The sequence below is a fragment of the Streptomyces sp. NPDC058877 genome, from assembly GCF_042742855.1.
In the GTDB taxonomy this organism is placed as follows: Bacteria; Actinomycetota; Actinomycetes; order Streptomycetales; family Streptomycetaceae; genus Streptomyces.
On sequence record NZ_JBHYMF010000060.1, the window covers coordinates 1 to 25,319 of the forward strand.

The 25,319-nt window shown below is 69.9% G+C and carries 17 protein-coding genes; 13 read left to right on the forward strand and 4 right to left on the reverse strand.

Going from position 1 to position 25,319, the window contains the following annotated elements; genetic code table 11:
* Nucleotides 1-196 precede the first annotated feature (196 nt).
* Nucleotides 197-1,459: a group II intron reverse transcriptase/maturase gene (ltrA, locus tag ACFW2Y_RS16355; protein WP_384878828.1), complete on the reverse strand. Its 1,263-nt coding sequence runs from the start codon at nt 1,457-1,459 to the stop codon at nt 197-199.
* A gap of 1,165 nt (nt 1,460-2,624) precedes the next feature.
* Between ltrA and ACFW2Y_RS16360 the strand changes: the two genes are divergently transcribed.
* Nucleotides 2,625-6,026 (forward strand): BTAD domain-containing putative transcriptional regulator, encoded by a 3,402-nt coding sequence (locus tag ACFW2Y_RS16360; RefSeq protein WP_384878830.1) that lies wholly within the window; start codon nt 2,625-2,627, stop codon nt 6,024-6,026.
* A gap of 159 nt (nt 6,027-6,185) precedes the next feature.
* Here ACFW2Y_RS16360 and ACFW2Y_RS16365 read toward each other — a convergent pair whose 3' ends face one another.
* Nucleotides 6,186-7,061: a catalase gene (locus tag ACFW2Y_RS16365; RefSeq protein ID WP_384878833.1), complete on the reverse strand. Its 876-nt coding sequence runs from the start codon at nt 7,059-7,061 to the stop codon at nt 6,186-6,188.
* 131 nt (nt 7,062-7,192) lie between these two features.
* Here ACFW2Y_RS16365 and ACFW2Y_RS16370 point away from each other — a divergent pair, with 131 nt between their 5' ends.
* The 12 genes from ACFW2Y_RS16370 to ACFW2Y_RS16425 all read left to right on the forward strand — a co-directional run bounded on the left by ACFW2Y_RS16370 (nt 7,193) and on the right by ACFW2Y_RS16425 (nt 21,335).
* Nucleotides 7,193-9,895, forward strand: a complete 2,703-nt coding sequence (locus ACFW2Y_RS16370; RefSeq protein ID WP_384878835.1) for an AAA family ATPase — start codon at nt 7,193-7,195, stop codon at nt 9,893-9,895.
* A gap of 78 nt (nt 9,896-9,973) precedes the next feature.
* Nucleotides 9,974-11,479, forward strand: coding sequence for a GMC family oxidoreductase (locus tag ACFW2Y_RS16375; protein ID WP_384878837.1), 1,506 nt, complete (start codon nt 9,974-9,976; stop codon nt 11,477-11,479).
* Between the two features lie 207 nt (nt 11,480-11,686).
* A complete protein-coding gene (locus ACFW2Y_RS16380) occupies nt 11,687-13,210 on the forward strand; it encodes a GMC family oxidoreductase (RefSeq protein ID WP_384878839.1) in 1,524 nt (507 codons plus the stop codon).
* A gap of 131 nt (nt 13,211-13,341) precedes the next feature.
* On the forward strand, nt 13,342-14,457 hold the full coding sequence (locus tag ACFW2Y_RS16385) for an NAD(P)-dependent alcohol dehydrogenase (protein WP_384878842.1): 1,116 nt from the start codon (nt 13,342-13,344) through the stop codon (nt 14,455-14,457).
* A gap of 91 nt (nt 14,458-14,548) precedes the next feature.
* On the forward strand, nt 14,549-15,178 hold the full coding sequence (def, locus tag ACFW2Y_RS16390) for a peptide deformylase (RefSeq protein WP_384878844.1): 630 nt from the start codon (nt 14,549-14,551) through the stop codon (nt 15,176-15,178).
* Between the two features lie 119 nt (nt 15,179-15,297).
* Nucleotides 15,298-16,155, forward strand: coding sequence for a phosphatase PAP2 family protein (locus ACFW2Y_RS16395; protein ID WP_384878847.1), 858 nt, complete (start codon nt 15,298-15,300; stop codon nt 16,153-16,155).
* A 130-nt stretch (nt 16,156-16,285) separates the two neighbouring features.
* Nucleotides 16,286-17,140, forward strand: coding sequence for an alpha/beta fold hydrolase (locus ACFW2Y_RS16400; RefSeq protein WP_384878850.1), 855 nt, complete (start codon nt 16,286-16,288; stop codon nt 17,138-17,140).
* 104 nt (nt 17,141-17,244) lie between these two features.
* A complete protein-coding gene (locus ACFW2Y_RS16405) occupies nt 17,245-17,823 on the forward strand; it encodes an NADPH-dependent FMN reductase (protein ID WP_384878852.1) in 579 nt (192 codons plus the stop codon).
* A gap of 271 nt (nt 17,824-18,094) precedes the next feature.
* Nucleotides 18,095-19,516 carry an aldehyde dehydrogenase family protein gene (locus ACFW2Y_RS16410; protein WP_384878855.1) on the forward strand — a complete coding sequence of 474 codons (1,422 nt, stop codon included), beginning with the start codon at nt 18,095-18,097 and terminating at the stop codon, nt 19,514-19,516.
* Between the two features lie 42 nt (nt 19,517-19,558).
* Entirely contained in the window at nt 19,559-20,158 is a 600-nt protein-coding gene (locus ACFW2Y_RS16415; protein ID WP_384878857.1) for an antibiotic biosynthesis monooxygenase, read from the forward strand.
* Nucleotides 20,155-20,793, forward strand: a complete 639-nt coding sequence (locus tag ACFW2Y_RS16420) for an NADPH-dependent F420 reductase (protein ID WP_384878859.1) — start codon at nt 20,155-20,157, stop codon at nt 20,791-20,793. Before ACFW2Y_RS16415 ends, ACFW2Y_RS16420 begins: the two co-directional genes overlap by 4 nt.
* A 53-nt stretch (nt 20,794-20,846) precedes the next feature.
* Nucleotides 20,847-21,335, forward strand: coding sequence for a nuclear transport factor 2 family protein (locus tag ACFW2Y_RS16425; protein WP_384878862.1), 489 nt, complete (start codon nt 20,847-20,849; stop codon nt 21,333-21,335).
* A gap of 1,553 nt (nt 21,336-22,888) precedes the next feature.
* Here ACFW2Y_RS16425 and aroC read toward each other — a convergent pair.
* Both aroC and ACFW2Y_RS16435 read right to left on the reverse strand, forming a co-directional pair.
* The gene (aroC, locus tag ACFW2Y_RS16430) at nt 22,889-24,073 is read right to left on the reverse strand and encodes a chorismate synthase (protein ID WP_384878864.1); all 1,185 of its coding nucleotides are present in this window, start codon (nt 24,071-24,073) and stop codon (nt 22,889-22,891) included.
* Complete coding sequence (locus ACFW2Y_RS16435) at nt 24,070-25,272, reverse strand: 3-hydroxybenzoate 6-monooxygenase (protein WP_384878866.1); 1,203 nt, start codon at nt 25,270-25,272, stop codon at nt 24,070-24,072. Before ACFW2Y_RS16435 ends, aroC begins: the two co-directional genes overlap by 4 nt.
* Nucleotides 25,273-25,319 lie beyond the last annotated feature (47 nt).

Here is a 25,319-nt window from a genome sequence, read left to right on the forward strand (position 1 = left end):
CCCCTACAGCGAGGCCCAGTTCAAGACCACCAAGTACATGTCCGACTACCCGGAGCGGTTCGACTCCCTGGCCCACGCCCGCGAATGGTTCGACGCCTTCATCTCGTACTGCCGAGTAGCCGAGGGGAGTCTCACCCCTCGGCTCTCACAGATCCGTGCGTAACAGTCTCCCGTTACACGGCTCTTGTCGCTCTGATCACCAGCCAGAGGCGGCCCTTGCGGTGTGACGCCAGTGCGCGAACATCCGCGGGTATCGCTGGGCGATCTCCCGCAGCTTCGCGAGGGCCTTCCGCTTGGCCGCGAACCGTTTGTACTTCTGGCGGATCCAGCGCACCAGGTAGGCATTGATGCGCTGGAGGAGGGGATCGAGCTCCATCGGGCGAAACCGCCCGAAGTAGTTGATCCAGCCCGCCACGACCGGGTTGATGCGGCGGGCGAGCTCGGGGAAGGACAGGTCCGAGCGCGTGTGCAGGTGCCAGGAGCGGACCTGTGCGCTCATCTTCTTCAGGGCGTCCTTGCTGACCGCCGGGTCGAACGACAGGAACAGCCTGCCGCGCTTGTTCCGGTTCTTACGGGCGCGGAAGGTGTATCCGAGGAACGTGAACGCCGTGTGCTCGTAGGCCCCTTGGCGTTTACCGTCTTTGCAGTACACGATCCGGGTCTTGGCCGGATGCAGTCGCAACCCGACCTCCTCCATCCTGTCCGTGAGCGAGGTCAGCACATGCCGGGCCTGCCGCTCGGAGACGCAGTGGATCACGGCGTCGTCCGCATACCGTTCGAAAGAGACCGTCGGGAACTCCCGCGCCAGCCACAGATCGAACGCGTAGTGCATGAACAGGTTCGCCAAAACGGGAGAAACCGGGGCGCCTTGCGGGGTTCCCCTCTCCCGGGTCAGCAGGCTGCCGTCGGGCTCTTCAAGCGGGGCGGCGAGCCACCGCTTGACATACAAAATCACCCATACGGCATCGGCGTGAGCCTCCACAGCCTTGACGAGCAGGTCCCAGGGCACGCTGTCGAAGAACTTCTGGATATCGAGGTCGATGACCCAATCCTTCTTCCAGCAGCGTTCCCTGCACCGCTCGACCGCGTCCAGTGCGGATCGTCCGGGCCGGTATCCGAAGGAGTCTGGATGGAATACAGAATCCACTCTCCGCATCAGATGCCGGGCCACCACAGTTTGCGCCACGCGGTCGGCGACGGACGGAATCCCTAGAATTCTCGTGCCGCCTCCCTGCTGCTTAGGGATCTCCACCATGCGCACCGGAGGCGGAAAGTATGAGCCCGACGACATGCGGTTCCAAACCCGATACAAATTGTTCTTCAGGTCCTTCTCGAAATCGGCGATGCTCTGCCCGTCCACCCCGGGGGCGCCTTTATTCGCCCTGACGTCCTCCCACGCCTCCTTTACTTCCCACTTCGAGATATCAAACGGCTTGGCCTGTGACTTCAACTGGCCCATCGAACTCCTCCCGGGAAAACCCCGGTTGATACGATCAACACAGTCACGAACGACCCGACCCCTTCGCTCCACCCCCATTACAGAGGCTTCCCCACTACTACGAGCCGGTCCGCCAGCGCGTCCCGCATCGGTACTCAATCCCTTGCGGTGATTGCCGCTTGGGACACTCCCTTTCACCCGCCACAAGTGACGGGCCGTATCGAGACGCGCCTTCTCCTGTTCCATGCGAGAGCGGCAGGCCGGGCTCACGTCGCCTATATGCCGGACACCACCTGGCCAGTAGACGGGTGCCCGCCAGGCTCATCCCGGAGTTGGTTGCACACCCCGGTTTTGATGTCATCTAAGTCATTACGACACGTCCGCAGCGATTCGCTTGCGCTCGTCTTCCCGACCCCCACCTGACGCCTCTCACGACGCCTTTTCCTCATCGCTCACCACGACAGCATTCAACTGACGCAGCATGAGGTGGTTTGGAACCCTCCCCCGCAGGACGGCTCCGAAGGGCCAACGATTCCTTCATCTCTCGCACAGCACCGCAGAATTAGCTTCACCTACATAAAGCGTCTCCTTGCGTTCAGGACACAAACAACCACGAGCACCGGCACTCGGGCGTCGGACTCCACACGCCCGCCAGCGTCCACTTCGGCACCGCCGAGGAGATCCCTGACCAGCGGGCCGTCACCCTCGCCGAGGCCTACGCGCGCCACCCCGAACGCTTCGGCCGCCGCCCCAGACCGCCCGAGATCCCGAAGACAGCGTGGATCAACGACCCTCCAAGCGCAGGGAACCCGCACCACAGACCTCATAGCGTCACGACCGTCTCACTGGACTTGAAATCTTCCGGCCTGCCGGCCGCGGCTCGATGCAACACCACAGCGTCGTTCCTGAACTCCTCCGGATACGGAGACCTACGCCCCACCAGGACACCTTTCCTCAGACCCTCAAGATCCATTGTCGAGCGTCCACACCAAAGGGGTCACCTCAGCGACTGCGCGCCCCCGGCGGACAGGGCGGGCAACCGCGCGCCTCCGGTACTGGCGCAGGGCTCCGAAAGGGCCGTCGAGCCGTCGTCGACCGTTCTGCAGGGATGACATCTGACCAGGTCAGGTGGCGTGCGTCAGGTAAGATGCGCCTCTTGGCTTATCGGATGGCTTCGGAGGATAGTGTGGGCGATTCGCCGGAGAAGAGCCCTTCGTCGATCGCGGAGGTGCGATTCACCTTCCTCAGTGGTGTCGAGGCTCTGCGGGGCGACCGGCGACTGCCTCTGGGGCCCCCTCAGCGCAGGGCGGTGCTGTGCGCGCTGGCGTTCCGGCGCCGCCAGTGGGTGTCCACCCAGAGCCTGCTCGCCGCCCTCTACGAGGACTCCGCACCGGCGAGTGGTGTCGGGGTGATCCAGACGCATGTGGCCGGACTGCGCCGAGTGCTGGAGCCGGAGCGAAGACCGAGGTCTGCCGGTACCGTGCTGCTGTCGGGACACGGCGGCTACCAGCTGCGCATCGAGGACGATCAGACGGACCTGGGCGAGTTCGAGCACATGGTGGCCGAGGGCAACCATGCACGCGAGCACTCCGAGTGGCAGAAGGCCGAGCAGCTCTACGACCGAGCACTGCGGCTGTACCGCGGCGAACCCCTGGCAGGTATACCCGGCCCGTATGCCGCCATGTGGCGCGCGACCTTGACCGAGCGCCGTCTGGCCGTCCTGGAGGACAGTCTCGATATCGAGATCGCGCTCGCCCGGCACGACTCCGTGATCGACCGGCTGAGGGTGCTGACGGCCGAGCACCCGTTGCGCGAACGCCCGCGTGCCCTCTTGATGCGCGCACTGCACCTGGCCGGCCGCCAGTCCGACGCACTGGAGGTCTACACACGGACCCGGCGGCTCCTGATCGACGAACTAGGGGTCGACCCAGGCCCCGAGCTGCGCGCCCTCCACAGCCGGATCCTGTCCGGGCCGCCATCCGGCATGTACGAGGAGGCGTCGCCCGTCACTGTCACCGCCATGGCTCCCGCTGTGCTTCCGCCGGCACCGAAGCCCTCCACCGAGGCCACTCCATTGGTGGAGCGAGAGGACCAGCTCGCCGCGATCGTGACGCTCGCCGAGCGAGCGGCAACGGCCGAGGGTGGCTTGGCCCTCGTGTCCGGCATCTACGGGCACGGCAAATCGCGTTTCCTCGATGAAGCCGCTCGCCTGGTACCGGCTGCGCGGCGGCTCAACCTGCCGAGGACTCCTTCCGTCGGGGACGTACCTCTCGGGCTGCTCAACGCGATTCTGGGCGGTCTCGGTCATAAAGCAGGTGACGATCTTGTGGATTCGTCCGCTCTTCAGGACCGCGTCACGGATCACCGGCTGGCAGAGCAAATGGCAGCCCTTCTGGTCGACAGTGCCGCAGGTGCCCCGTTGGTCCTCCTGGTGGACGATGTCCTGTGCATCGACGAGCGCTCGATGCAGATCCTCACGCTGGTGGCACAGCGGCTGCGTGCCACGCGCGTCCTCCTGGTGCTGGCGGTGGAGGACCGCCCCTGGGACCCGGAGGCGTACCGGCGGACTCTGGACCTGGGAAACGTCTCCTCGGCGACTCTGCACCTCGGCAGGCTCACCCGATCCGGGATCGCCGAGCTCGCGGCGGCTCGGGTGGACGCTCCTCACCTGCAGGAGTTCGCCCGGAGTGTCCATGAGGCGACAGCCGGTATCCCCAAGCTCGTCGTGGCGCTGATCGCGGACCTGTGTGCCCTGCCCGATGCCGACCTGCGGCGTGTGCCCGAGCACACCCCGGACGTCCGCTTCAAGCGGGCGATGGCGCTGATGCTGGACAACTACACGGACGACCGTGCCCTGTTGCTCCGAGCGATCGCGGTCCTGCACGAGTTTCAGCCGACGCCCCACGTACTCGCGGAGGTGTGCAAGGAGGCTGTGGCCGAGATTCAGGCCCGGTGCGAACGCCTGACGGCGATCGGCATCCTGTCCACGGCCGACCCCGCCCGCTTCCGGCACCCCCTGGTGCCCAACACCCTGCGCTGGCTCTGTTCGCCGGACGAGGACAGCCGGCTTCGGGTGGCAGCCGCGCGGTACTCCCTGAGCTCAGGGCACAGCGCCCGGCAGGCCGCCCGGTACCTGGACGCGCTGACGGGCACGCACTGGTCCTCCTGGACGACCGTCCTGGTGGACGCGGCCGACGAATGCCTTCGGCAGCACGCGGTCCGGGAGGCCCTCCACCACCTCCAGGCGGCGCTCCGCATCGCCGGCCACGACCAGCGCGCCGCCGTGCTCGTCCAGCTCGGTCAGCTGGAGCTGTGGGTCAACCCCACCGCTTCGCTGACCCATCTCCACGAGGCACTTGAGGAACAACGTGCCGCGCGGAGGGCACCGACCGCGCTGATCCCCCTGGCCTGGACGATGGCGTCCAACCGTCGCGGCGGAGCCGCCCTCACCCTCATGGACGAAGTGATCGCCGAAACCGAACCGCGCGATCCGGCCGCGGCGGAGGCCGCTCGTGCCTCTGCCTGGATGGTGGCCGCGCTGACCCCCGAAAGCTGGGCCGTACATATCGAGCGGCTACGTGCGGCGCGAGCGTCAGGGGACCGGGCCGACGACCTGGTGACGAACGCCGTCCTCACCTGGGAGGACACGTACCAGGTGCGGTACAGCGCCGCGGAAGCGATGTCCCGTTTCCCCGCGGAGTGCCACCAGGACGGTGCGTGGGAGAAACTGCCGCGCGAAGTGGTGGGCATTCTGACGCACATCGCGAAATGGGCCGGGCAGTTCGCTCTCGCCGGACAGCTGAGCGATCTCCACGAGGACCGCTACTTCGGGACGATGGACATCTACCGACGCATCATGCGTTCCGAGGTCCACATGCGGGGCGGCGACTACCGGCGGGCCCTCGAGACATGCGCCCCCGTGGCCGGACTGTCCCTGGAGCAGGTGCCGCGCCGCCCGGCCGCACTGGTCGCCCAGTACGCCCAGGCGCTCCTGGGTCTCGGCCAGGCGGACGAAGCCGAGAAGTGGCTCGACAGCGCGACGGAGCACGCCAACACCGAGACGTGGGAACTGCCGGTGGTGAAGTGGGTACGCGGCCTGCTCCACTCCGCGCGCGGGCAGGCACACCAGGCGGCAGCCTGTTTCGTCGACTGTGGTCGTCGCAACGCTGCCTGGGGTCTGCACAATCCCGGGTACCTCGCCTGGCGCAGCTCCGCCGCCATGGAACTACTCAAGACCGGTGAACGCGAGCGCGCCAGGGAGCTGGCGGCGGCCGAACTCGCGCTCGCACAGAGATGGGACACCGCCGTGTCGCTCGGTCGCGCCTGGCGGGCCGTCGCGCTGACGTCAGGTGACGACAGCACCCTGCCCCTGCTGGAACGGGCCGTCGGCCACCTGCGGGGCAGCGAGGCGGTGACCGAGCTGATCGCGGCCCTCATCGACCTGGCCCGTGCCCGCGCCGACCAGGACGACCACAGGCAAGCCCGCGAGCTCCTGCTGGAGGCTCGCGCGCTGTCCGAGCCCCGAGGGCTGGCCCTCTTCACCGCCGAGATCGACAGGATCCTGCGAGACCTGCCCCGTGTCGACTGAGTCACCCCACGTCGACACAGCGTTGTTCGGAGGACGTTGAGAGCGCGTTGAGAACGGGCTGCGAGAGTCCTCCCATGAACCTTGCGACATCGTCGGCCGAGACCACGGCCATGAGGGAGCGGTACGACGAGAGTCGTACAGCAGGGGTCGCTCATCGGTTCAGCCGCGTCGGCGGCGCTGCGCAGCCAGGTAGGCGGCGCTGCGGTCTCTCGCCAGCCGGTCGAGTGGGGCGGCGATGCCCTGCGGCAGGCGCAGCGGATCGAAACCGAGCTCCGAGGCGGGGACCTCCGCCCGTTCGAGGGTCAGGGTGCCCAGCGTCACCGACTGCTCCGAGGACCACAGACGGGTGGGGTCGTGGACCTCGTCCTGGGCGGCCGGAAGGTGGGCCACAAGGTCGAAGCGAGCAGGCAGTTCGGCGTGCAGCCCGGCACGGAGATAGTCCCGCGGCCGGCTGCGGGACTCCTCGGGGATCAGCGGCTGCGCCGCGCGGAGCGGCCGCCAGCTCAGCCGGGCCCACAGGGTCGTACCGGTCGGGTCCAGCAGACCGAACGCATGCACCGAGTGGTACGTCAGGCCCGTGAAACTCGCGGCAGGGCGGGCCTGCTGGGCCAGGTCGAGGGCGACGGCCGCCTCGGGGTGGCGGGCCACGTACGCGGGTACGGCCGTCGCCGGGTCCGGGGAGTTGGCGGCCCGGAGGAACTCGACCATGTCCGCGCCGGTGCGTGCGAAGAAGACCGGAAGAGTGAACATCACGAGGTCGAGGCCGCCGATCCGGGCGGCCATGCCGTGGTCCGACGGGTCCCCGTCGTGCCCGTGTGCGCCTCCGAGCGTGCTGGAGAAGCGGACCGTGGCAGGAGTGCTGGATACGGCGAAGATCTCAGCCGTACTCAGGGAGGCGGCGATCTCCGACGGAGTGAAGGCACCCGCCGCCCAGGCACCTCGGGTGTGCAGGAGACGGTCGCTCGGATCGGCGCCTGTCGCCGAGGCGACTTGGTCGGCGAGCCGGGCGCCGTCTTCGAAGGAATGACTGCTCATGGCGGTGACGGTAGGCGGCCCGGCCGGACGGGCGCATCGGTCACCGTATCGGTCGCATCTGACTGCGACATCCCCCTCGCTCGCGAGGGGAAGCACGTGTGGTGTACGGGGAAGAAGCGGGGAGCACGGAAGTGAATCTGTACGGACGGGATCGAGAGCGGCAGGAGCTCGACCGACTCCTGGAGGAGGCACGGCGGGGAAACGGATCGGCCCTCGTGCTCTGGGGAGATCCAGGCATCGGAAAGACGGCGTTGCTCGAGTGCGCCGCCGCCCGAGCGGCCGGCTTCACGGTCCTGGGTTGCCGGGGCAGCCGGATGGAGTCCAGACTGGCCTTCGCCGCCCTGCACGGGCTGCTGTGGCCACTGGTCGACCGGATCGGCACGCTTCCGAAGCCGCAGGCCGACGCGCTTCACGGGGCCCTGGGACACACCCAGCACGCGACCGACCAATTCCTGATCGGCGTGGCGACCCTCACCTTGCTCACCGAGCTCGCGGCTGAGGAACCCTTGCTGATCACCGTGGACGACACGGACCAGTTGGACGAGCCGACTGCGGCGTGCCTGGCCTTCGTCGCCCGACGGCTGGACACATCACGGGTGGCCATGCTGCTCGCCGCCCACAGCGATCCGGCGGCCGAAGGCCCCTGGGAGGGCCTGCGAGCGATCGGCCTGGCCCCGATCCGCGACGCCGACGCGAAGCGGCTGGTCCGCACCGAACATCCGACGGCACCCGAGGAAGCCGTGCGCCGTACCGTCGCGGCCGCCTGCGGAAACCCGCTGGCACTCCGGGAACTGCCGACCCTCACGGCCGGCCCGGGGGCGCGGCTTCCCGTCGGCCCCCTACTGCGCCGCGCCTTCGGAAGCCGCACCTCGGTACTCTCCCCCGGTGCGCGGTCTCTGATGCTCGTCGCGGCCGCGGAGGACCGCGGCGATCAGCACCTGGTGCGCGCCGCGGCTGCGACGCTCGGGGCCGGCGCGGCGGCCTGGGACGAGGTACTGCGGTCGGGGCTTCTCTCCCTCCAGGGCCCCTCGCTCCGGTTCAAGGCACCGCTGGTCGGAGCCGTCGTGTACGACGCGGCCTCCTTCGCCGAACGCCAGGCGGCCCACAGGGCCCTGGCCCAGGCACTCGAGCGGGACGCCACCGAGGAGGGACTGCGGGCCTGGCACCTGGCAGCGGCCACCGACGTGGCCGACGAAGCGGTGGCGGAACTGCTGGAACGCACCGCACGCCATGACGCGGCCTCCGGCGGCAACGCATCGGCCGTCCGAGCACTGCTCCGGGCCTCCGAGCTGTCGCCCGACCCCGTTGACGCGGCCCGCCGCCTGTCACTCGGGGCCCTCGCGGCCTGGGAGTGCGGGCAGGTGGCCAGGGCTCGGGATCTGCTGGACCAGGCGGGCCGGCTGGCGCCCACGCAGACAGTGGCGCAGGACAGCGGCGGTCTGAGCGGCCTCATCGAGTTCGCTCACGGCGACCAGGAAGTCGCGCACCGGCTGTTGCTGCGCGACGCGAGTTCGGTGCCGGACCGTACCAAGGCCATGGAACTGGCCTGCCTGGCGGTGCGGGCCGGCTGGGCCGCGGGATCCCCCGACCGGCAAGCCGCGGCTTTGCGCCGGTTGTCGGAGCTGACGTGCGGGGCGGACACGCCGGAGGCGAGCGTCCTGTCCGCTCTCGCTCCGTGGTGGAGCGAGGCCGAAGCGGTGCCGCCCTTCGCGGAGGATGTCACGGCTCCTCTCGGCACCGTGTCATGGCGGCTGATGCCACCCGCACCGCTCGCCGCGGCGTGGGGTGCCGAGCGGGCGGTCTCCGACGTGCTCGGCCGCAAACTGGAGGTGATGCGTCGTACGGACGCGACGAACGCCCTCGTCCTGACGGTGCCGCAGACAGCCACCCTGGACATCGTCACGGGTCGCTGGAGCCAGGCCCGCGCCAGCGCCACGGAGACGCTGCGGCTGGCCGAGGAGATAGGAGCCGACCACGCCGCCTCGCAGTGCCGCAACTCCCTGGGCTGGCTGGCCGCGCTGAGCGGTGACGAGGAGGAGGTCGCCGAACTCAGCGCTGTCACCCTGCGGCTGTCGGTGCCACGGCGCGTGCGTGCGCTGACCGCCGCCGCCTACTGGAACCAGGGCCAGGCCGCCCTGTTCGCCGGGCGCGCCGAGGAGGCGCTCGAACTCCTGGTCCGGCTGACCGAAACCGGTCATGACGCGGCCCACGGCACCTTCGCGCTGCTCGCCGCTGCCGACACGGTGGAAGCGGCCGTCCGGGCCGGTCGTCCAACGGTCGGCGAGGCCGCCGCCGAAATCCTCGGTTCCTGGGCCCGGCGCGCGGGCGTGCCCTGGGCCGTTGCTGCGGCGCACCGCAGCACGGCGTTGCTCAGCGGCGACCGGGCGGAGGAGTGTTTCGAGCGGGCGCTCCGCGTGCCCGGGGCCGCCGACCGGCCGTTCTGGCACTCCCGCACCCGTCTGCTCTACGGGGAGTGGCTGCGCCGGGCGAAACGGCGCACCGAGGCACGGCTGCATCTCGCCGAGGCCGCCGAGACCTTCGCCCGGCTCGGCGCCCAGCCGATGCTCGTACGGGCACGCAGTGAACTGGAGCTGACCGGGGCCCAGCCGAGGCCGGCCGGCGTGGCCGAGAAGTCCGTGCTGACACCTCAGGAGCTGCGGGTGGCCAAACTCGCCGCGGAGGGCCTCACCAACAAGGAGATCGCCTGCCACCTGCTGATCAGCCCCCGCACGGTGGGCCACCACCTGTCCAACGTGTTCCCGAAACTCGGGGTGGTGGCCCGCTCGGAGCTGGCCCGTGTGGACTTCGACAACGGGCTGCGGATGATCGCGTGAGGGCAGGAGCCATCGCCGCTCACCTGACGGATACGGTGACCGATGCCGGGACGCGCGCACCTGCCTAGCGTCGTCGGCATGAACGACGCAGCCTTCACCACCATCGTCGTCGGGGGCGGTTCCGCCGGAGCCGTCCTCGCGACACGTCTCACCGAGAGCCCCGACCGCCGCGTGCTCCTGCTGGAAGCCGGCCCCGCCTACGCACCGGACGCCTACCCCGCGGGGGTGGCCGACAGCGGCACGCTGGGCGGCTGGACCGGGCACGACTGGGGCTACCGGTCCGAGCCCGGGTTCATCGGCCACCCCGTCGACGCCTTCCGCGGCAAGGTCCTCGGCGGCAGCTCGGCCGTGAACGGCTCCGTCGCGGTGCGTTCCCTGCCCTCGGACTTCGCCCGCTGGTCGGAGCGCGGTCTCAAGGGATGGACCTACGGAGACATCCTGCCCGCGTTCAAGACGCTGGAGGCCACCGAAGCCGGCGACGACGAACTGCACGGCCGCTCGGGTCCGCTCCCCGTCTCCCAGCTCACGCGCAACGACCTCAGCACCATGCAGCGCGCCTTCGTCGACGCTGCGCTGGCCGACGGCATCCGGCCCACCGACGACTTCAACGGCGCCGACCCGCACGGCGTGGGACCGTACCCGATGAACGTGCGCGAAGGCGTGCGCGTGAACACCGGCATGGCCTACCTGACCGAGGAAGTCCGTTCCCGGACCAACCTGACGATCCGTGCCGGTGTCCTCGTCGACCGCGTGCTCTTCGACGACGGGAGGGCGACGGGCGTACTCCTCGCCGACGGCACCGAGCTGCGCGCCGCCGAGGTGATCCTCAGCGCGGGCGCCTACGGCAGCGCGGCGATCCTGCTGCGATCCGGCATAGGTCCGGCAGACGACCTGCGCGCGCTGGACATCCCGTTGATCGCCGATCTCCCGGTGGGCCTGAACCTCCAGGACCACCCCTTCTACTACAACGCCTACGCCGCCGATCCCGACCTGATCGGCGAGCAGACACCTGTGATCGGCGCCAAGTCGTGGACGGCCAGCTCGACCGCAGCCGAAGGCGAACTGGATCTCCACATCACCGCCACCCACCTGTTCGACCACTCCACGAGCCCGACCGGCGTCGGCTTCGTGCTCGCCGTCGCCCTGGTCCGCCCCCATTCCCGTGGCACCCTCACCCTGGTCAGCAGGGATCCGGCGGAGGCCCCCAGGATCGACCTCAACTTCCTCGCCGAACCGGAGGACCGCCGCCGGCTCCTCGAAGGCGTCAAGCTCGCCCGCCGGCTCGGGGCCACCGAACCTCTGGCCGGGCTGGTCAAGCGTGAGCTCAACCCGGGCCCTCAGGCGAAGGACGACACCGAGATCCTGGCCTCCGTACTGACCACCCTGGACACGTACCACCACCCGACGTCCACGGCTCCGATGGGAGGCGAGGGCGACCCGGCGGCCGTCACTGACCGGCTCGGCGCGGTGCGCGGAGTGCCCGGCCTGCGGGTGGTCGACGCATCGATCTTCCCCGACGTCCCCTCCGCCGCCACGAACCTCACGGTCATCGCCGCGGCGGAGCACATCGCCCGTCAGATCTGAGCCGACGCCGCAACGGCCGTTCCGCTGGCGTGGCCGGCCGTAGTCGGGTCTCCGACCGGGTCCGGCCACCGCAGGCCGAGCGACGGATCACGTGACGGATGCGGCGCGCGCCCCGCACGGACCCAGTGGTGCCGTGCCGCCCGGGCAGGTCCGGCCGACGGCTCCCTGACCCGGTCCGACAGGCATACCTGAAACAAGAGGACAGCAATGAGCACCAACGAGTTCGACAACATCGTCGTGGGCGCCGGTTCGGCTGGCGCGGTGATCGCACGGCGCCTGGTGGACGCGGGCCGCAGGGTCCTCCTCCTGGAGGCGGGCCCCGTGGACGACACCGAGGCCATCCACGACCCCACCGGCTCGATCCAGCTGTGGAACAGCGCCTGGGACTGGGCTTTCCAGACCGAGCCGCAGACCTACGCGGACGGCCGCCGGCTCCCCTGGCCGCGTGGCAAGGGACTGGGCGGTTCCAGTTCGTTCAACGGCATGATCTACGTCCGGGGCGCCGCGGCGGACTACGACTCCTGGGCGTACCAGGGCGCGGCGGGCTGGTCCTGGCAGGACGTCGAGCCCTACTTCCGCCGTCTGGAGGCCTTCGAGGGAGGTGCGGCAGGAGGACGCGGAACGGACGGACCGCTACACGTCCAGCGCAACCCCGGGCCCGACGCACTGGTGCGGTCCTGGGTCGAGGCGGCCCAGCAGTACGGCCTGCCGTTCAACGACAGCTACAACAGCGGCGACCAGTACGGAGTGAGCTACACCGAGCACACCATCAAGCACCACCGCCGCCAGTCGACGTGGGTAGCCTACGGCCGCCCGGTGCAGGACAGTCCCCTGCTCACCGTGACCACCGGCGCCCTCGTGACCCGCATCGTGTTCGACGGTGACCGCGCGACCGGCATCGCCTACGTCGTCGAAGGCCAGGAGCGCATCGCCCGGGCCGTGGACGACGTGGTCCTCTCCGGCGGCGTCTTCGGCACCCCTCAGCTGCTGATGCTGTCGGGCATCGGCCCCGCCGACCACCTGCGTGACCTCGGTCTGCGGGTGCGGGACGACCTGCCGGGGGTGGGTCAGAACCTGCAGGACCACTGGTCGGCTCCGCTGGTCTGGAAGTCCAGGCAGCCGCTGCCGGCATGGTCGGCACAGGGCCTGGAGGCCCACTACTTCGCCTCGACCCGTCCGGGCCTGCCTGCGCCCGACATCCAGCCGCTCTTCCTGTCGTTCGCCTACCCCGTACCCGGAGCCGACCTGCCGGAGCACGGCTTCTCCGCCGTGGGCCAGCTGCTGCACCCGCACAGCCGCGGCGAGGTACGGCTGCGCTCCACCGACCCGACGGCCCCGCTGGTCCTCGACCCGAAGGTGTTCTCCGATCCGCGCGATCTGGAGACGCTGGTCGACAACCTCGAAATGCTCCGCGACATCGCCGCACAGGGCGCGCTCAAGGAATGGAACGACGGCGAGGTGCTGCCCGGTCCCGGGACGGCGACCCGTGCCCAGCTGCGCGACCACGTCCGTGCCACGGTCGTCTCCGGGCACCACCAGATCGGCACCGCCCGGATGGGTCTGGACTCCCTGTCCGTCGTCGACCCGGAACTGCGGGTCCACGGCGTGCAGAACCTCCGCGTCGCCGACGCCTCCGTCATGCCGCACGAGCCCAGCGGGAACACCAACGCCCCCAGCATCATGATCGGCGAGAAGGCCGCCGACCTGGTGCTCGGCCGCTCCGCGCGCTAGTCGATCACAGCAGGGGTGGTGCGGCCCCGCGCTGCCTCACCGCCCCCTCACCACCCCTGCCGGTCTCTCCCGCGGTCCCCGGACTCACACCGGCACCGCACTCCTCAGCCTGAGAATGCGAGCACATCGCCATGCCCACCTCGGTCACCGCCGCCGTGTCCCGAAACGCCGGTTCGGAATTCCTCATCGAGGAACTGACGCTCGACGACCCGCGCCCGGACGAGATCCTGGTCCGCTACGAGGCCGTCGGAATCTGCCACACGGATCTGGAGGCGGCAGCAGGCCACCTTCCCACCCCGCACCCGGTCGTCCTGGGACATGAGGGTGCCGGCACCGTAGAGGCGGTCGGCGCGGCCGTGACCGGTTTCGCACCCGGCGACCGCGTCGTACTGAGCCTGGACTCGTGCGGCGCCTGCCGCAACTGCCTGGCCGGCCAGCCCGCCTACTGCGAGCAGCACATCCCGCTCAACTTCCACGCCCGCCGCCCGGACGGCACGGTCGGCCTGCGTGACGCGGCGGGCCGCCCCGTCCACGACCACTTCTTCGGCCAGTCCTCCTTCGCCTCGCACGGCCTGGCGCACCCCAGGAGTCTGGTCAGGATCGCCGACGACAGCCTGCCGCCGAGCACGCTGGCCCCGCTCGGCTGCGGGATCATCACCGGCGCAGGAGCGGTCCTCAACTCCCTCCAGGTCCGGGCCGCGAGCACGGTGGCGGTCTTCGGTCTCGGCACCGTCGGCCTGGCCGCCCTGATGGCCGCCGTCGCAGCGGGCGCCACCCGCGTCATCGCGGTCGACCGCAAGCCCGAACGACTCCTGCTCGCCAAGGAGCTGGGCGCCACCGACGTGGTGGACGCCGCGACCGCTGACGCCGCCCAGGCCGTCATGGACCTCACGAACGGCCGCGGGGTGGACTACAGCGTGGAGTCAACGGGTGTCATTCCCGTGATGAACACCGCCGTCGCGGTCCTCGCGCCGCTCGGCACAGCCGCCGTCCTGGGAGTGGCCGCCTTGGACGCCGACCTCAACGCGAACGCCTTCGAACTCCTCAAGGGCCGCACCGTCACGGGTTCCGTGATGGGCCACCAGGCCCCGGGCGTCCTCATCCCCCGCCTGCTGGATCTGCACCGCCAGGGCCGCTTCCCCTTGGACCGCCTCATCAGCACCTACCCGCTGGCCGAGATCAACCAGGCCGTCGCCGACGTCCAGGCCGGCATTGCGGTCAAAGCCGTCCTCACCCACCACGCGTAGCCGTCACCCGGCACACCACAACGCATGAACGATCGCACGCCGTCCCGCTCCAATCCAGCGGATTCCCCCAGTGTCAGAAGGCCCCATACGCATGCCCAGCTCCCCGTTCAAGCGCTCAGCCGTCGACCGTTCGCTGCCGCCAGAGGCGCTGGGCGGTGCTTACCAGCCGATCACCGAGACCGGCGATCCGGTGCTTCACCGGCGATGTGCCGACGTGGTGGAGTTCGGGACGCCGTATCTGGCCCGACTGCTGCGGGACATGTACTTCACGATGCACGCCGCTCACGGAGCCGGTCTGGCGGCCAACCAGGTGGGCGTCGACCTCAGGCTCTTCGTCTACGACTGCCCGGACGAGGAAGGCACTCGGCGTATCGGCCACGTCCTCAACCCCGAGCTCCGGCTCGTCGGTGACGTCTGGAGTACGCGTGGTGAAGGCTGCCTGTCCGTCCCCGGCGCCCAGCAGGAGCTGAGGCGCCTGACGGAGGCCACCGTGCACGGGCAGGACTGGGAGGGAAACGCCGTCACCGTCCATGGCACCGGCCTGCTGGCACGCTGCCTCCAGCACGAGACAGACCACACCAACGGCACCCTCTACCTCGACCGTCTCGGCGTCGAAGCCCGTACCAGAGCGCTGCACCAGATGCGCAGGAACCGCGCCCGCACCGTCGCCGAGCGCGACGAGCGAGCCCGGCTTCTGGCCGCCCGGACCCAGAGCCGGTGACGGCCGATCCCCACGCGCGAGGGCGGGTCCGCTCCGCCCGCAGGCGACCGTTCCCCACCTCCCGGGCTGCTCCTCGACACCACCGCGGAGCAGCCCCACCAGCGAATCCGGAAACCACCATGGCACGACCGTGCAAGACCGCCACCTTCCCGCCCGCAGCCTTCGCACGTGGCCTCGTCGCCGCTGTCGGGGCCGTGTCGGTACCTCTCCTGGCATTCGCTGCCGTCTACCTCGTCGCGGTATGGACGCCGTTCGGACAGCGGGCGGAGAACGCGCTGGTGGTCGGCTATGCCGACGGTGCGTGGATGGCCGACGCCTCCCAGTCCTGGGGGCCGCCGCCGCTGACCCAGGACCTGGAGACCATCGCCGTGGGCCTGACCGCGATCGCCTCCATCGCCCTCGCCCGGAGGCGTTGGCTCGCCGGCTGTACGGCGATCGTGACCGTCCTCGCCACCATCGCCGCGTCACAGGTGCTCAAGAACGTTCTCCTCATCCGCCCGGACCTCGTGGGGGCGGACGACAACCTCGTCGAGGTGAGCTTTCCGAGCGGCCACGTGGCACTCACCGCCGCCCTCGTCGCAGGTGTCGCGCTCGTCGCCCCGGAGCGCTGGCGGCCCGCCCTCGCCGCCGTCGGTGCCGCCTGGCTCGCGTTGACCGCCGGAGCGGTCCAGGCACTGTACTGGCACCGGCCGAGCGACGTGTTCGGCGCAACACTCCTGGCCTGCGCGGGCTACTGTGCCGCCCACCGCTTCCTGCGCCCCGGCAGCAGACCGAGCATGCCCCGGCCTTTGGCGTGGACAGCGCTCCTCCCGGCCGTGGCGGCCGCCGCGACAGGCGCCGGCCGCGAGGGGACCGTAGCGGGCCCGCTCGTGTTCGGCTCGGTCGCCTGGGTCTGCTCGGCCCTCCTGTGGATCGTCATCGCCCGCACCGAGGCGGCTCCGCCTCGGCACCCATGCCCCGCACCGCCACGGCGATGACAGCACGTCCGCGCGTTCCGCCGGACGCACCGCCCGTCCACAGCCTCCACACGACCGGGCCGATCGCGCTGACCCGGCGCACGGCCAACTCCGATGCGGCTCTTGCCGCACACACCCCATAAGGAATCACGTGAGCAAGCAGAAGCGGACTCGTCGCTCCGTCGCCCTCGCCGCCGCAGCCGCCGTCGTGGCGGCCGCCTCCGTGGCCTCCCTGCCCCTCGCATTCGCGGACGCGGATTCCGACGCGGACCTCGGCGCGGACAGGGCGGCGCCCAAGCCCACCGTCGTCCTGGTTCACGGGGCCTTCGCCGACGCCTCGGGCTGGAACGGCACCGCCGCCAGACTGCGCGACCAGGGCTTCACGGTACGGGCGGTGGCCAACCCCCTGCGGGGCCCGGACTACGACGCGGCCTACCTGCAGAGCCAGCTCCAGAGCGTCAAGGGCCCCAAGATCCTTGTCGGCCATTCGTACGGCGGCGCCGTCATCACCAACGCGGCCACCGCCATCCCCGACGTCAAGGCACTCGTGTACATCGCCGCGTTCATCCCGGAGAAAGGCGAGTCGCTCGGCGGGCTGATGGAGCAGCATCCCGACACGGGGGTCCCGCCCCTGCCCACGGCGCCCTTCCCGTTCACCCGGCCCGACGGCACCAACGCCACCGAGGTCATGCTCGATCCCGCCAGGTTCCACGCCGCCTTCGCGGCCGACGTCCCGGCCGCGACATCCGCTCTGATGGCCGCCTCCCAGCGGCCGATCGCGGCGGAGGCTTTCGGTCAGCCGCTCAAGAACGCGGCGTGGAAGGGCATCCCGTCGTGGGCTCTGGTCGCCAGGAACGACCAGGCGATCGGCCCGTCTCTGGAACGCTTCATGGCCAAGCGTGCCGGCGCCCGTATCACCGAGGTCAACGGCTCGCACGCCGTCATGGTCAGCCGCCCCGACGCGGTCACGAACCTCGTCAAGCAGGCGTACCGAGCCACTCGCTGACACCGCCGCACCGCCACCGGCCAGCTCTTCTCTTCCGAACGGGCCCCCGCCGATCAGCGCAGGGCCCGCTCCCACCTCCAGGCACCACCGATCGGATCACCTCAATGCCCGTCAAGACGTTCCTCGCCATCTCCGGCAGCCTCCGCCGGTCCTCCCACAACACCGGCCTTCTGCGCGCCCTGCAGGCACTCGCACCGACCGGCGTCACCATCGACCTCTACCAGGGCCTGGACACCCTCCCCTTCTTCACCCAGGACCTAGAGAACGGGGCGGGACCGGCCGCCGTCGCAGATCTGCGCCGACGCGTACGCGAGGCGGACGGCGTCATCATCGCCACGCCCGAGTACAACTCCGCCATCCCCGGTGTGCTCATGAACGCCCTCGACTGGCTCTCCCGTCCCGCCGACGGCGACCCGGTACTGCGCGAGAAGCCGACCGCCATCCTCGGCGCCTCCCCATCCCAGTTCGGCACCGCCCGTGGCCAGCTGGTCCTGCGCCAGATCCTCCACCGCATCCAGACTCCTGTCGTCGCCCATCCCGAGGTCACCGTCTTCCAGTCCCACCAGCGCTTCGCCGCCGACGGCACCTTCGCCGGGGACGACTTCACCGAGAGCCTCCTGAAGGCTCTGCTGGCGGAGCTGGTTCTGCTGACCGAGCGCAAGTCCCTGGCCGGCATCGCCTGACCCGCACCGTCGCCGGCCCCCCCCTGGCGGGGCCGGCCTGGGCACCCCACCCAGGTCCCCCCCGTCGTCATGACCGATACCGTGACCGATTTCGCGAGGCAGACACCGCCGTAATGTCGAAGCAGTCGGGGTTGTCGACCGACGAGCAGCTCTACTCGCCGAGCTCGTGGGACCCCCGCCCCGCGCTGACGGGACCTCATCGCCCACCGGAACCGCCCGCACGCTCCCCCACGCCAGAGCCTGCACCTCACACATGCAAGGACCCATCACCATGCAGCACGCCCGCAACTTCATCGACGGCCAGTGGGTCGACTCGGCCAAGCAGACCGAGTCCCTGAACCCCTCCACCGGCACGGTCCTCGGCACCTTCGCCGACGCAGGAGCGGAGGAGGCGACAGCAGCGATCGCCGCCGCGCGTCGTGCCTTCGACACCACCGGCTGGTCGCGTGACCGCAACCTGCGCGCCCGGGCGCTCTTCGAGATGGCCGACCGCTTGGCCGAGCGCCGTGACGAGTTCGTCACGATGCTCGCCCGTGAGAACGGCAAGATCCTCGAAGAGGCCGCCTTCGAGATCGATCTCACGATCCCCAAGCTCCGCTACTACGCCGCGCTCGCCCTGAGCGACCACGGCAGCTCGGCCGAGGTCCGTCCAGGCCTCTACTCCATGACGCTCCGCGAGGGCGCGGGGGTCGCCGCCGTCATCGCCCCCTGGAACTCCCCCGTCGTCCTGGCCGTCCGCTCCTTCGCCCCTGCCCTGGCCGCCGGCTGTACCGTGGTCATGAAGCTTCCGGGCCAGACCGGTCTCGTCAACGGTCTGCTCAGCGAACTCGTCGCGCAGACCGAGAGCCTCCCGGCGGGCGTGGTGAACATCTTCACCGAGTCGGGCAACGACGGTGCGCCACTGCTGATCAGCTCGCCGGATGTGGACGTCATCAGTTACACCGGCTCCACCGTGGTGGGCCGCCTCATCGCCGCGAACGCCGCGCCCACCCTCAAGGCGCTCTCCCTGGAACTCGGCGGCAAGAGCCCGATGATCGTCTTCGACGACGCGGACCTGGACGCCGCCGTCCCGGTCCTCACGAAGGCCATCACCACCTTCACCGGCCAGTTCTGCATGACCGGCAGTCGCATACTGGTCCAGAGCGGCATCGCGGACGAGCTCCGGCGCCGCATGGTCGCCTCGCTGCAGGCCGTGAAGGTCGGCCCCGGAGACGATCCGGCCAGCGAGATGGGCCCGCTCATCGACGAGCACAATGCCCGGCGCGTCGAGGGCGTCGTGGCCGACGCTGCCGCGTACGCCAAGGTCCTCGTACACGGCCGACGCGACGGAGCGTTCCTTTCGCCCTCTCTGGTCGAGGTCGCCGACCTGAACGCCCCGATCGTGCAGCAGGAGGTGTTCGGACCCGTCGCCACCTTCGAGGTGTTCGACACCGAGGCGGAGGCCGTCACCCGGGCCAACGCCACCGAGTTCGGCCTGGCCGCCTCGATCTGGACCCGCGACGTCGACCGTCCGCTGCGTGTGGGACGCGAGATCGAGGCCGGGACGGTGTGGACCAACACCTGGGCGATCGTTCACGACATGTTCGAGGAGGGCGGCTTCAAGCAGTCCGGTGTGGGCCGCCTGAACGGAGTGCGCGGCCTGGAGGAGTTCCAGGAGACCAAGCACTACGTCCACGCCGCACCCCGCGCCTGAACAACGGCTGTGGCCCCGCCATCACATCCCATCAGGAGCCCCGTGAACGCCCCCGCCGAGAGCACGGTCCTCAGTTCACGCGGAGACATGGCCCTGATCGCCGCCCGGATCGTCGAGCACGGCCACGAGGAAGCGTTTCAGCGGTGGGCACAGGACGTCCTGGCAGCAGCAGCCACCATTCCCGGCAACCTGGGCGGCGGCCTCTTCCGCCCGGTGGATATCAGCGGCTCCTGGCTCGTCGTCCACCGTTTCCGGGACCGCGAAGCGCTGGAGCGCTGGCTCAAGTCTCCGGTGAGAGAAAAGCTGTTCACACACCAGGAGCATCACCACGAGGTCGCCCGCCGGGAACTGGCCGGCCTTGAGGCCTGGTTCGCCGAACCCGGCGGGACGGCGCCTCCTCCGCCCCGGTGGAAGACGGCGGTGAGCTCCGCCATCGGAATCTTCCCGATCTCCCTGCTGGGCAGCGTGTACCTCGCCCCCTTCTTGACGGTGCTGCCGCAGGTGGCACGAACCGCCGTCTTCGCCCTGCTGTTCAGCGTGCTGATGACCTACGTGGCCATGCCCGCCGTCACCCGCGTGCTACGCCGCTGGCTCAACCCCGACACCCCGCCTCGTCCCGTACCGAAGGAACGCCTCTCATGACCACAGCCATCATCGGCACCGGCAACATCGGCGGCCGACTGGCCGCGAACCTCGTCCAGGGCGGCGAAGACGTCCTGATCGCTGGCAGCGACCTCAAGGCCGCGCAGTCCCTCGCCACTTCGCTGGGCAGCCACGCCACGCCGCTGACGGTAGAGCAGGTGATGGAGCAAGCAGACGTGATCGTCTTCGCCGTCTGGCTGGACACGATCAAGGAGTTCATCACCCGGTACGGCGGCAAAATGTCCGGCAAGATCCTGGTCGACCCGTCCAACCCGATCGCACCAGACGGTGCCGGCGGCTTCGTCAGGACCATCGGAGCCGGAGAATCCTCCGGCCAGCTCCTGGCAGACCTCCTCCCAGAAGGCGCCAAGCTCGTCAAGGCGTTCGGCACCCTCTCGGCCGGAAGCCTGACCTCCGCCTCCCGCAGGGCGCCCGAACGCGCAGTCGGCTTCTACGCGACCGATGACGACACAGCCGGCCGGGTGGTGGCCGAACTGATCACGGCCGCGGGCTTCGACCCCGTCAAGGTCGGGGGCATCGACGAGTCGATCCGCATCGAGGTCTTCGGCGACCTCCACGAGTACGGGGCGCTCGGGAAGGCGGTGACCCGCGACGAAGCGTGCGCAGCCCTGTGACGCCGACCACCTCGGCTCAACCCGGCAACCCCTCGATCTGAAAGAGCAAGCACATGACAGAGCCAAGGCCCCTCACCGCCACGGACCGGTTCGAGATCTTCGAACAGCTCACACTCCACCAGCGCTGCATCGACAACGACGCGAGCCGCGAATCCGCCGACAAGTACGTGGACCTGTACTGGCCCGAGGCCACCTTCACCGTTCACGACCTGCGCAGCCAGACCTTCACTGGCCGCGACGAGCTGAAGAACCTCTACGACTACGCGCACAGCGTGTTCCCGCTGGAGAAGTGGTTCCACGAGGTCGGATGGTTCGAGATCACCGGCGCGGGGGACGTCGCCACCGTGTCATGGCGCTGGCGCGTCAACTGGAAGCAGGACGGCGAAGGGGTGGTGTCGAGCGGCACTTACCAGGATCGCTTCGAGCGCCGGGACGGCGTGTGGAAGGTGATCGAGCGCGTCTCGGACATCGACCCGAACTGGCCCGCAGCACTTTTCCAGCCGTACGTCGACCGCCAGAACGAGCTGTTCAGGGCGTCCTGACCGCCTACGAGACCCGAGGCCGCGGCGGTAAGACGGCCGCGGCCTTTCTCAGCCCCCGGCGCCGCGCGCCGGTGCACCCGTCGAAGTATGGGAACCGAACCGAACCGAACGCCCGGGCGCCGTTGCGGCATACGGAGTCGGCAAGCGCACTACGCGCTGGATCTGGCACATGTCTCCAGGACAGTCCCGACGCGAAGCAGCCGCGTGAAGCGACTCCGCAATAGCCCGCGTGAAGGGCTCGGTCTCTCCAAGCGCACACCTACGGCTGATGGGCGTCCCCGAACCGCGAGCTGACGGTCTCGGGCTCTGAGGCGGCCTCACCGGAGACCCAACCTGGCTTCACGGAACGTCACTACCGAGAGACGGATGGGGCTCCGGTGCCCAACAGCTCGAACCCGTGCTCCAGCCGCTTCAAAATCCCCATCCGTCACACAGGCAAGAGCTCCGCCCAGCAGCCGCCGAGCAGAGGTGACGGCCCATCAGAACGTACGCCGTTCGTGCGTCAAACGTGCGTCACGTGCGTCGAATATGCGTCAAGATATCGCACCTAACGCACGTAACGCCCATAACGCACACTCGGAGAAACCCCAGGTCGGCGGTCCTTTTCGGCGGGCTCAAGGATCGCGACGCACTCTACGTGCTGGGTCATCGGAAAGAGGTCGGCTTCCGACGGCGCGCTCGAACTTGAGCGTGCTCAGGCAGAGTCAGACTCACGCCTTGCGCTCATCCGCTCAGCGCCAGGCTCCCGCCCTGCCCCCGCAGGAAGTCACTCAACGTGCCCATGACAGCGCCTTCAGTGGCATGACGCCCCGTGCCACCAGGCCCGCCACAACGGCACTTCCTGGGGAGAATCTGGGGAGTATCGAGGGCCCTGGGGAGCGCGTGGGGAGAACCGGCCGCGTAACGCCGCACGATCCCGAAAGACGCTGAAAGACTCATCCGCGCAGATCAGGGGCGAGTACAGCTGCATCCATACAGGCCAGCGCCGCCAGGTAGACAACTTCATGACGTACGTGCCGAGGTCGTCGGCCTCGACGATCCCGGGGAGCGAACCGCCCTCACGCAAGGGCGTGACATAGCGGGTCGCTACGACCTCTTTCAACACTTTCCCAGGTCACCCATCTCTTCAACCTTGCAATCCATGTACGACTTCTCTGAGACATACAGGAAGGAATCACCGGTCGACGGCGTCGGGAAAGGTGGGAGGAGTTTCGGCCGGCGAGCCGGTCTCCCGCCCCCGAGCACATCGTCGATGGTGCCGCGCCCCTTGCTTCCGGCTTCCGGCACGAAGTCAGCATAGTAACCGAGGGTGACCGCCTGCGAGGAGTATCCGAACCATCGAACCGGGGCCACCACGGCCCCTCCGCTTCGAATACGACCGGAGCACGGGCGCGCCGAAGCGCCCGACGGAGGTGCGCCGGACGATCGGTTCGACGCACCCCCCCGGCACGTGACGGCACCGGAGCATCGGGGTGCCGGGCCGCACCGACCGCGCCCGTCGCCGGACGGGGCCGGTGCAGGCCCGGTGGCGGCGGTTCACGGCGGGACGGCGGTCACCGGACGGGCAGATGATCGAGGTACGAGCGGACGTTGCGCCGCGTCTCGGGGACGCCGTCGCCACCGAACTTCTCCACCACCGCGTCCGCGAGGACCAGCGCCACCATCGCCTCCGCGACGATCCCGGCCGCCGGGACCGCGCACACGTCGGAACGCTGATGGTGGGCCCGCGCGGCCTCGCCCGTCGCCACGTCCACCGTGGCCAGGGCACGCGGGACGGTCGCGATCGGTTTCATGGCCGCCCTCACCCGCAGCGTCTCCCCGGTGCTCAGACCGCCCTCCGTACCGCCCGAGCGTCCCGAGGCCCGTCGAATGCCCGCTTCGGTGCGGACGATCTCGTCGTGCGCCCGGGAACCCGGCACCCGGGCGAGGTCGAATCCGTCGCCCACTTCGACGCCCTTGATCGCCTGGATCCCCATCAACGCGGCGGCGAGCCGGGCGTCCAGTCGACGGTCCCCCTGCACATGCGCCCCCAGGCCGACCGGGACACCGTACGCCAAGACCTCCACCACGCCGCCCAGGGTGTCGCCGTCCTTGTGCGCCCGGTCGATCTCCGCGACCATCGCCTTCGACGCCTCGGCGTCCAGGCAGCGCACCGGGTCGGCATCCAGGCGTTCCACGTCCCCGGGGACCGGCACCACCCCGTACGGGGCACGCACGGTCGCCAACTCCACCACGTGGGAGACGACCTCGATCCCGACGGTCTCCGCCAGGAAGGAACGGGCCACCGCACCGAGTGCCACCCGGGCTGCCGTCTCCCGGGCGCTCGCCCGCTCCAGGATCGGACGGGCCTCCTCGAAGCCGTACTTCTGCATCCCCGCGAGGTCGGCGTGGCCCGGACGGGGCCGGGTCAGCGGCGCGCCGCGCCCCGTTTCCGGGCCCGCGGGGGGAGCCACCGGGTCGGCCGACATCACCCGCTCCCACTTCGGCCACTCCGTGTTCCCCACGCGCACGGCGACCGGGGAGCCCAGCGTCAGGCCGTGCCGCACCCCGCCGAGGAACGCCACCTCGTCCCGCTCGAACACCATCCGCGCGCCGCGCCCGTGGCCCAGGCGCCGCCGTGCGAGATGGTCCGCCACGAGTCCGGTGGACACCGGGACCCCGGCCGGAAGACCCTCCAACGTCGCCACCAGTGCCGGACCGTGGGACTCCCCCGCGGTCAGCCAGCGCAGCCTGCTCAACGGACCGCTCCGGCGATCGGGCCGACCGGGGGCGCGAAGCCGTGCAACCAGTCGACCTTCTCGTACAGTTCGGTCTCCGAGAAGGCGGCCATCATGGCGTTGCGTTCCTCGGCCTCCCGGCCGGAGGCGTGGTAGAGCCGTCGCCCCATCTCTCGGGCGACGAGCTGTGCCTTCGCCGTGCGGTCGTGGCGTTCGGCGGCGTACCGTCCCAGGCGCGGGACGATTTCCCCGGTGCCGCAGCCCTGGAGGAACCCACCGAGCACGACGGCGTCCTCCAGGGCCATGCAGGCGCCCTGGGCGGCGTACTGGAGCATCGGGTGGGCGGCGTCACCGAGCAGCGCGACCCGGCCGTCGGTCCAGTCGCCGACCGGGTCGCGGTCGCACAGGACCCAGGTCCGCCAGCCCTGGCCGAGCTCCAACAGACGGCGGGGAGTGCCGCCCACTTCGTCGAACTCGGCCAGTACGCGGTCGCGTTCGACGGGCTCCCCCGCGACGGCGACGGTCGCACCGTCGTCGCGCGTGACCGCGAGGTTCAGGTACTTGCCGCCGCCGATGGTGTAGTGGACGAAGTGCCACTTGGGCCCCGCCCACAGGGTCACCGTGTTCCAGCGGAGGTCCTCGGGCACCTGCTCCATCGGTATGACGGAGCGGTAGATGGTGTGACCGGAGACGCGGGGCTCTCCGTCGCCGACGAGCTGGGCCCGGATCACCGAGCGGATGCCATCCGCGCCGATCAGTGCGTCGCCGGTGACCGCGGTGCCGTCGGCGAGGGTGACCGTGGCGCCGGTGACGTCCTGCGCGTAGCCGGTCACGGAGGCTCCGGCGACCAGTTCGACGCGGGCGGCCTCGCGACAGGCCCTCAGCAGCGGCTCGTACAGGTCTCCGCGGTGCACGACGGCGTACGGGTTGCCGAACCGCGCCCGGTAGGCACCGGTGAGCGGCATGTGGGCCATGCGCTTGCCGGACACTCCGTCCATGAGGCGCAGCTCGTCGATGAACACGGCCTTGTCGCGGACGTCCGTTCCCACGCCGAGGCGGTCCAACGCCCAGAAGGCATTGGGGCCGAGCTGGATGCCGGCACCCAGTTCCTCGAAGGCGCGGCGGCGCTCCAGCACGACGACCTCGTGCCCTTGTCGTTCGGCGCTCAGCGCGGCGGCCAGTCCGCCGATGCCACCTCCGACGACGATGATCCTCGCCATGATGGGTTCCAGTTCCTTCCTTGTCGTGCGGAGGACGACGTGGCGCC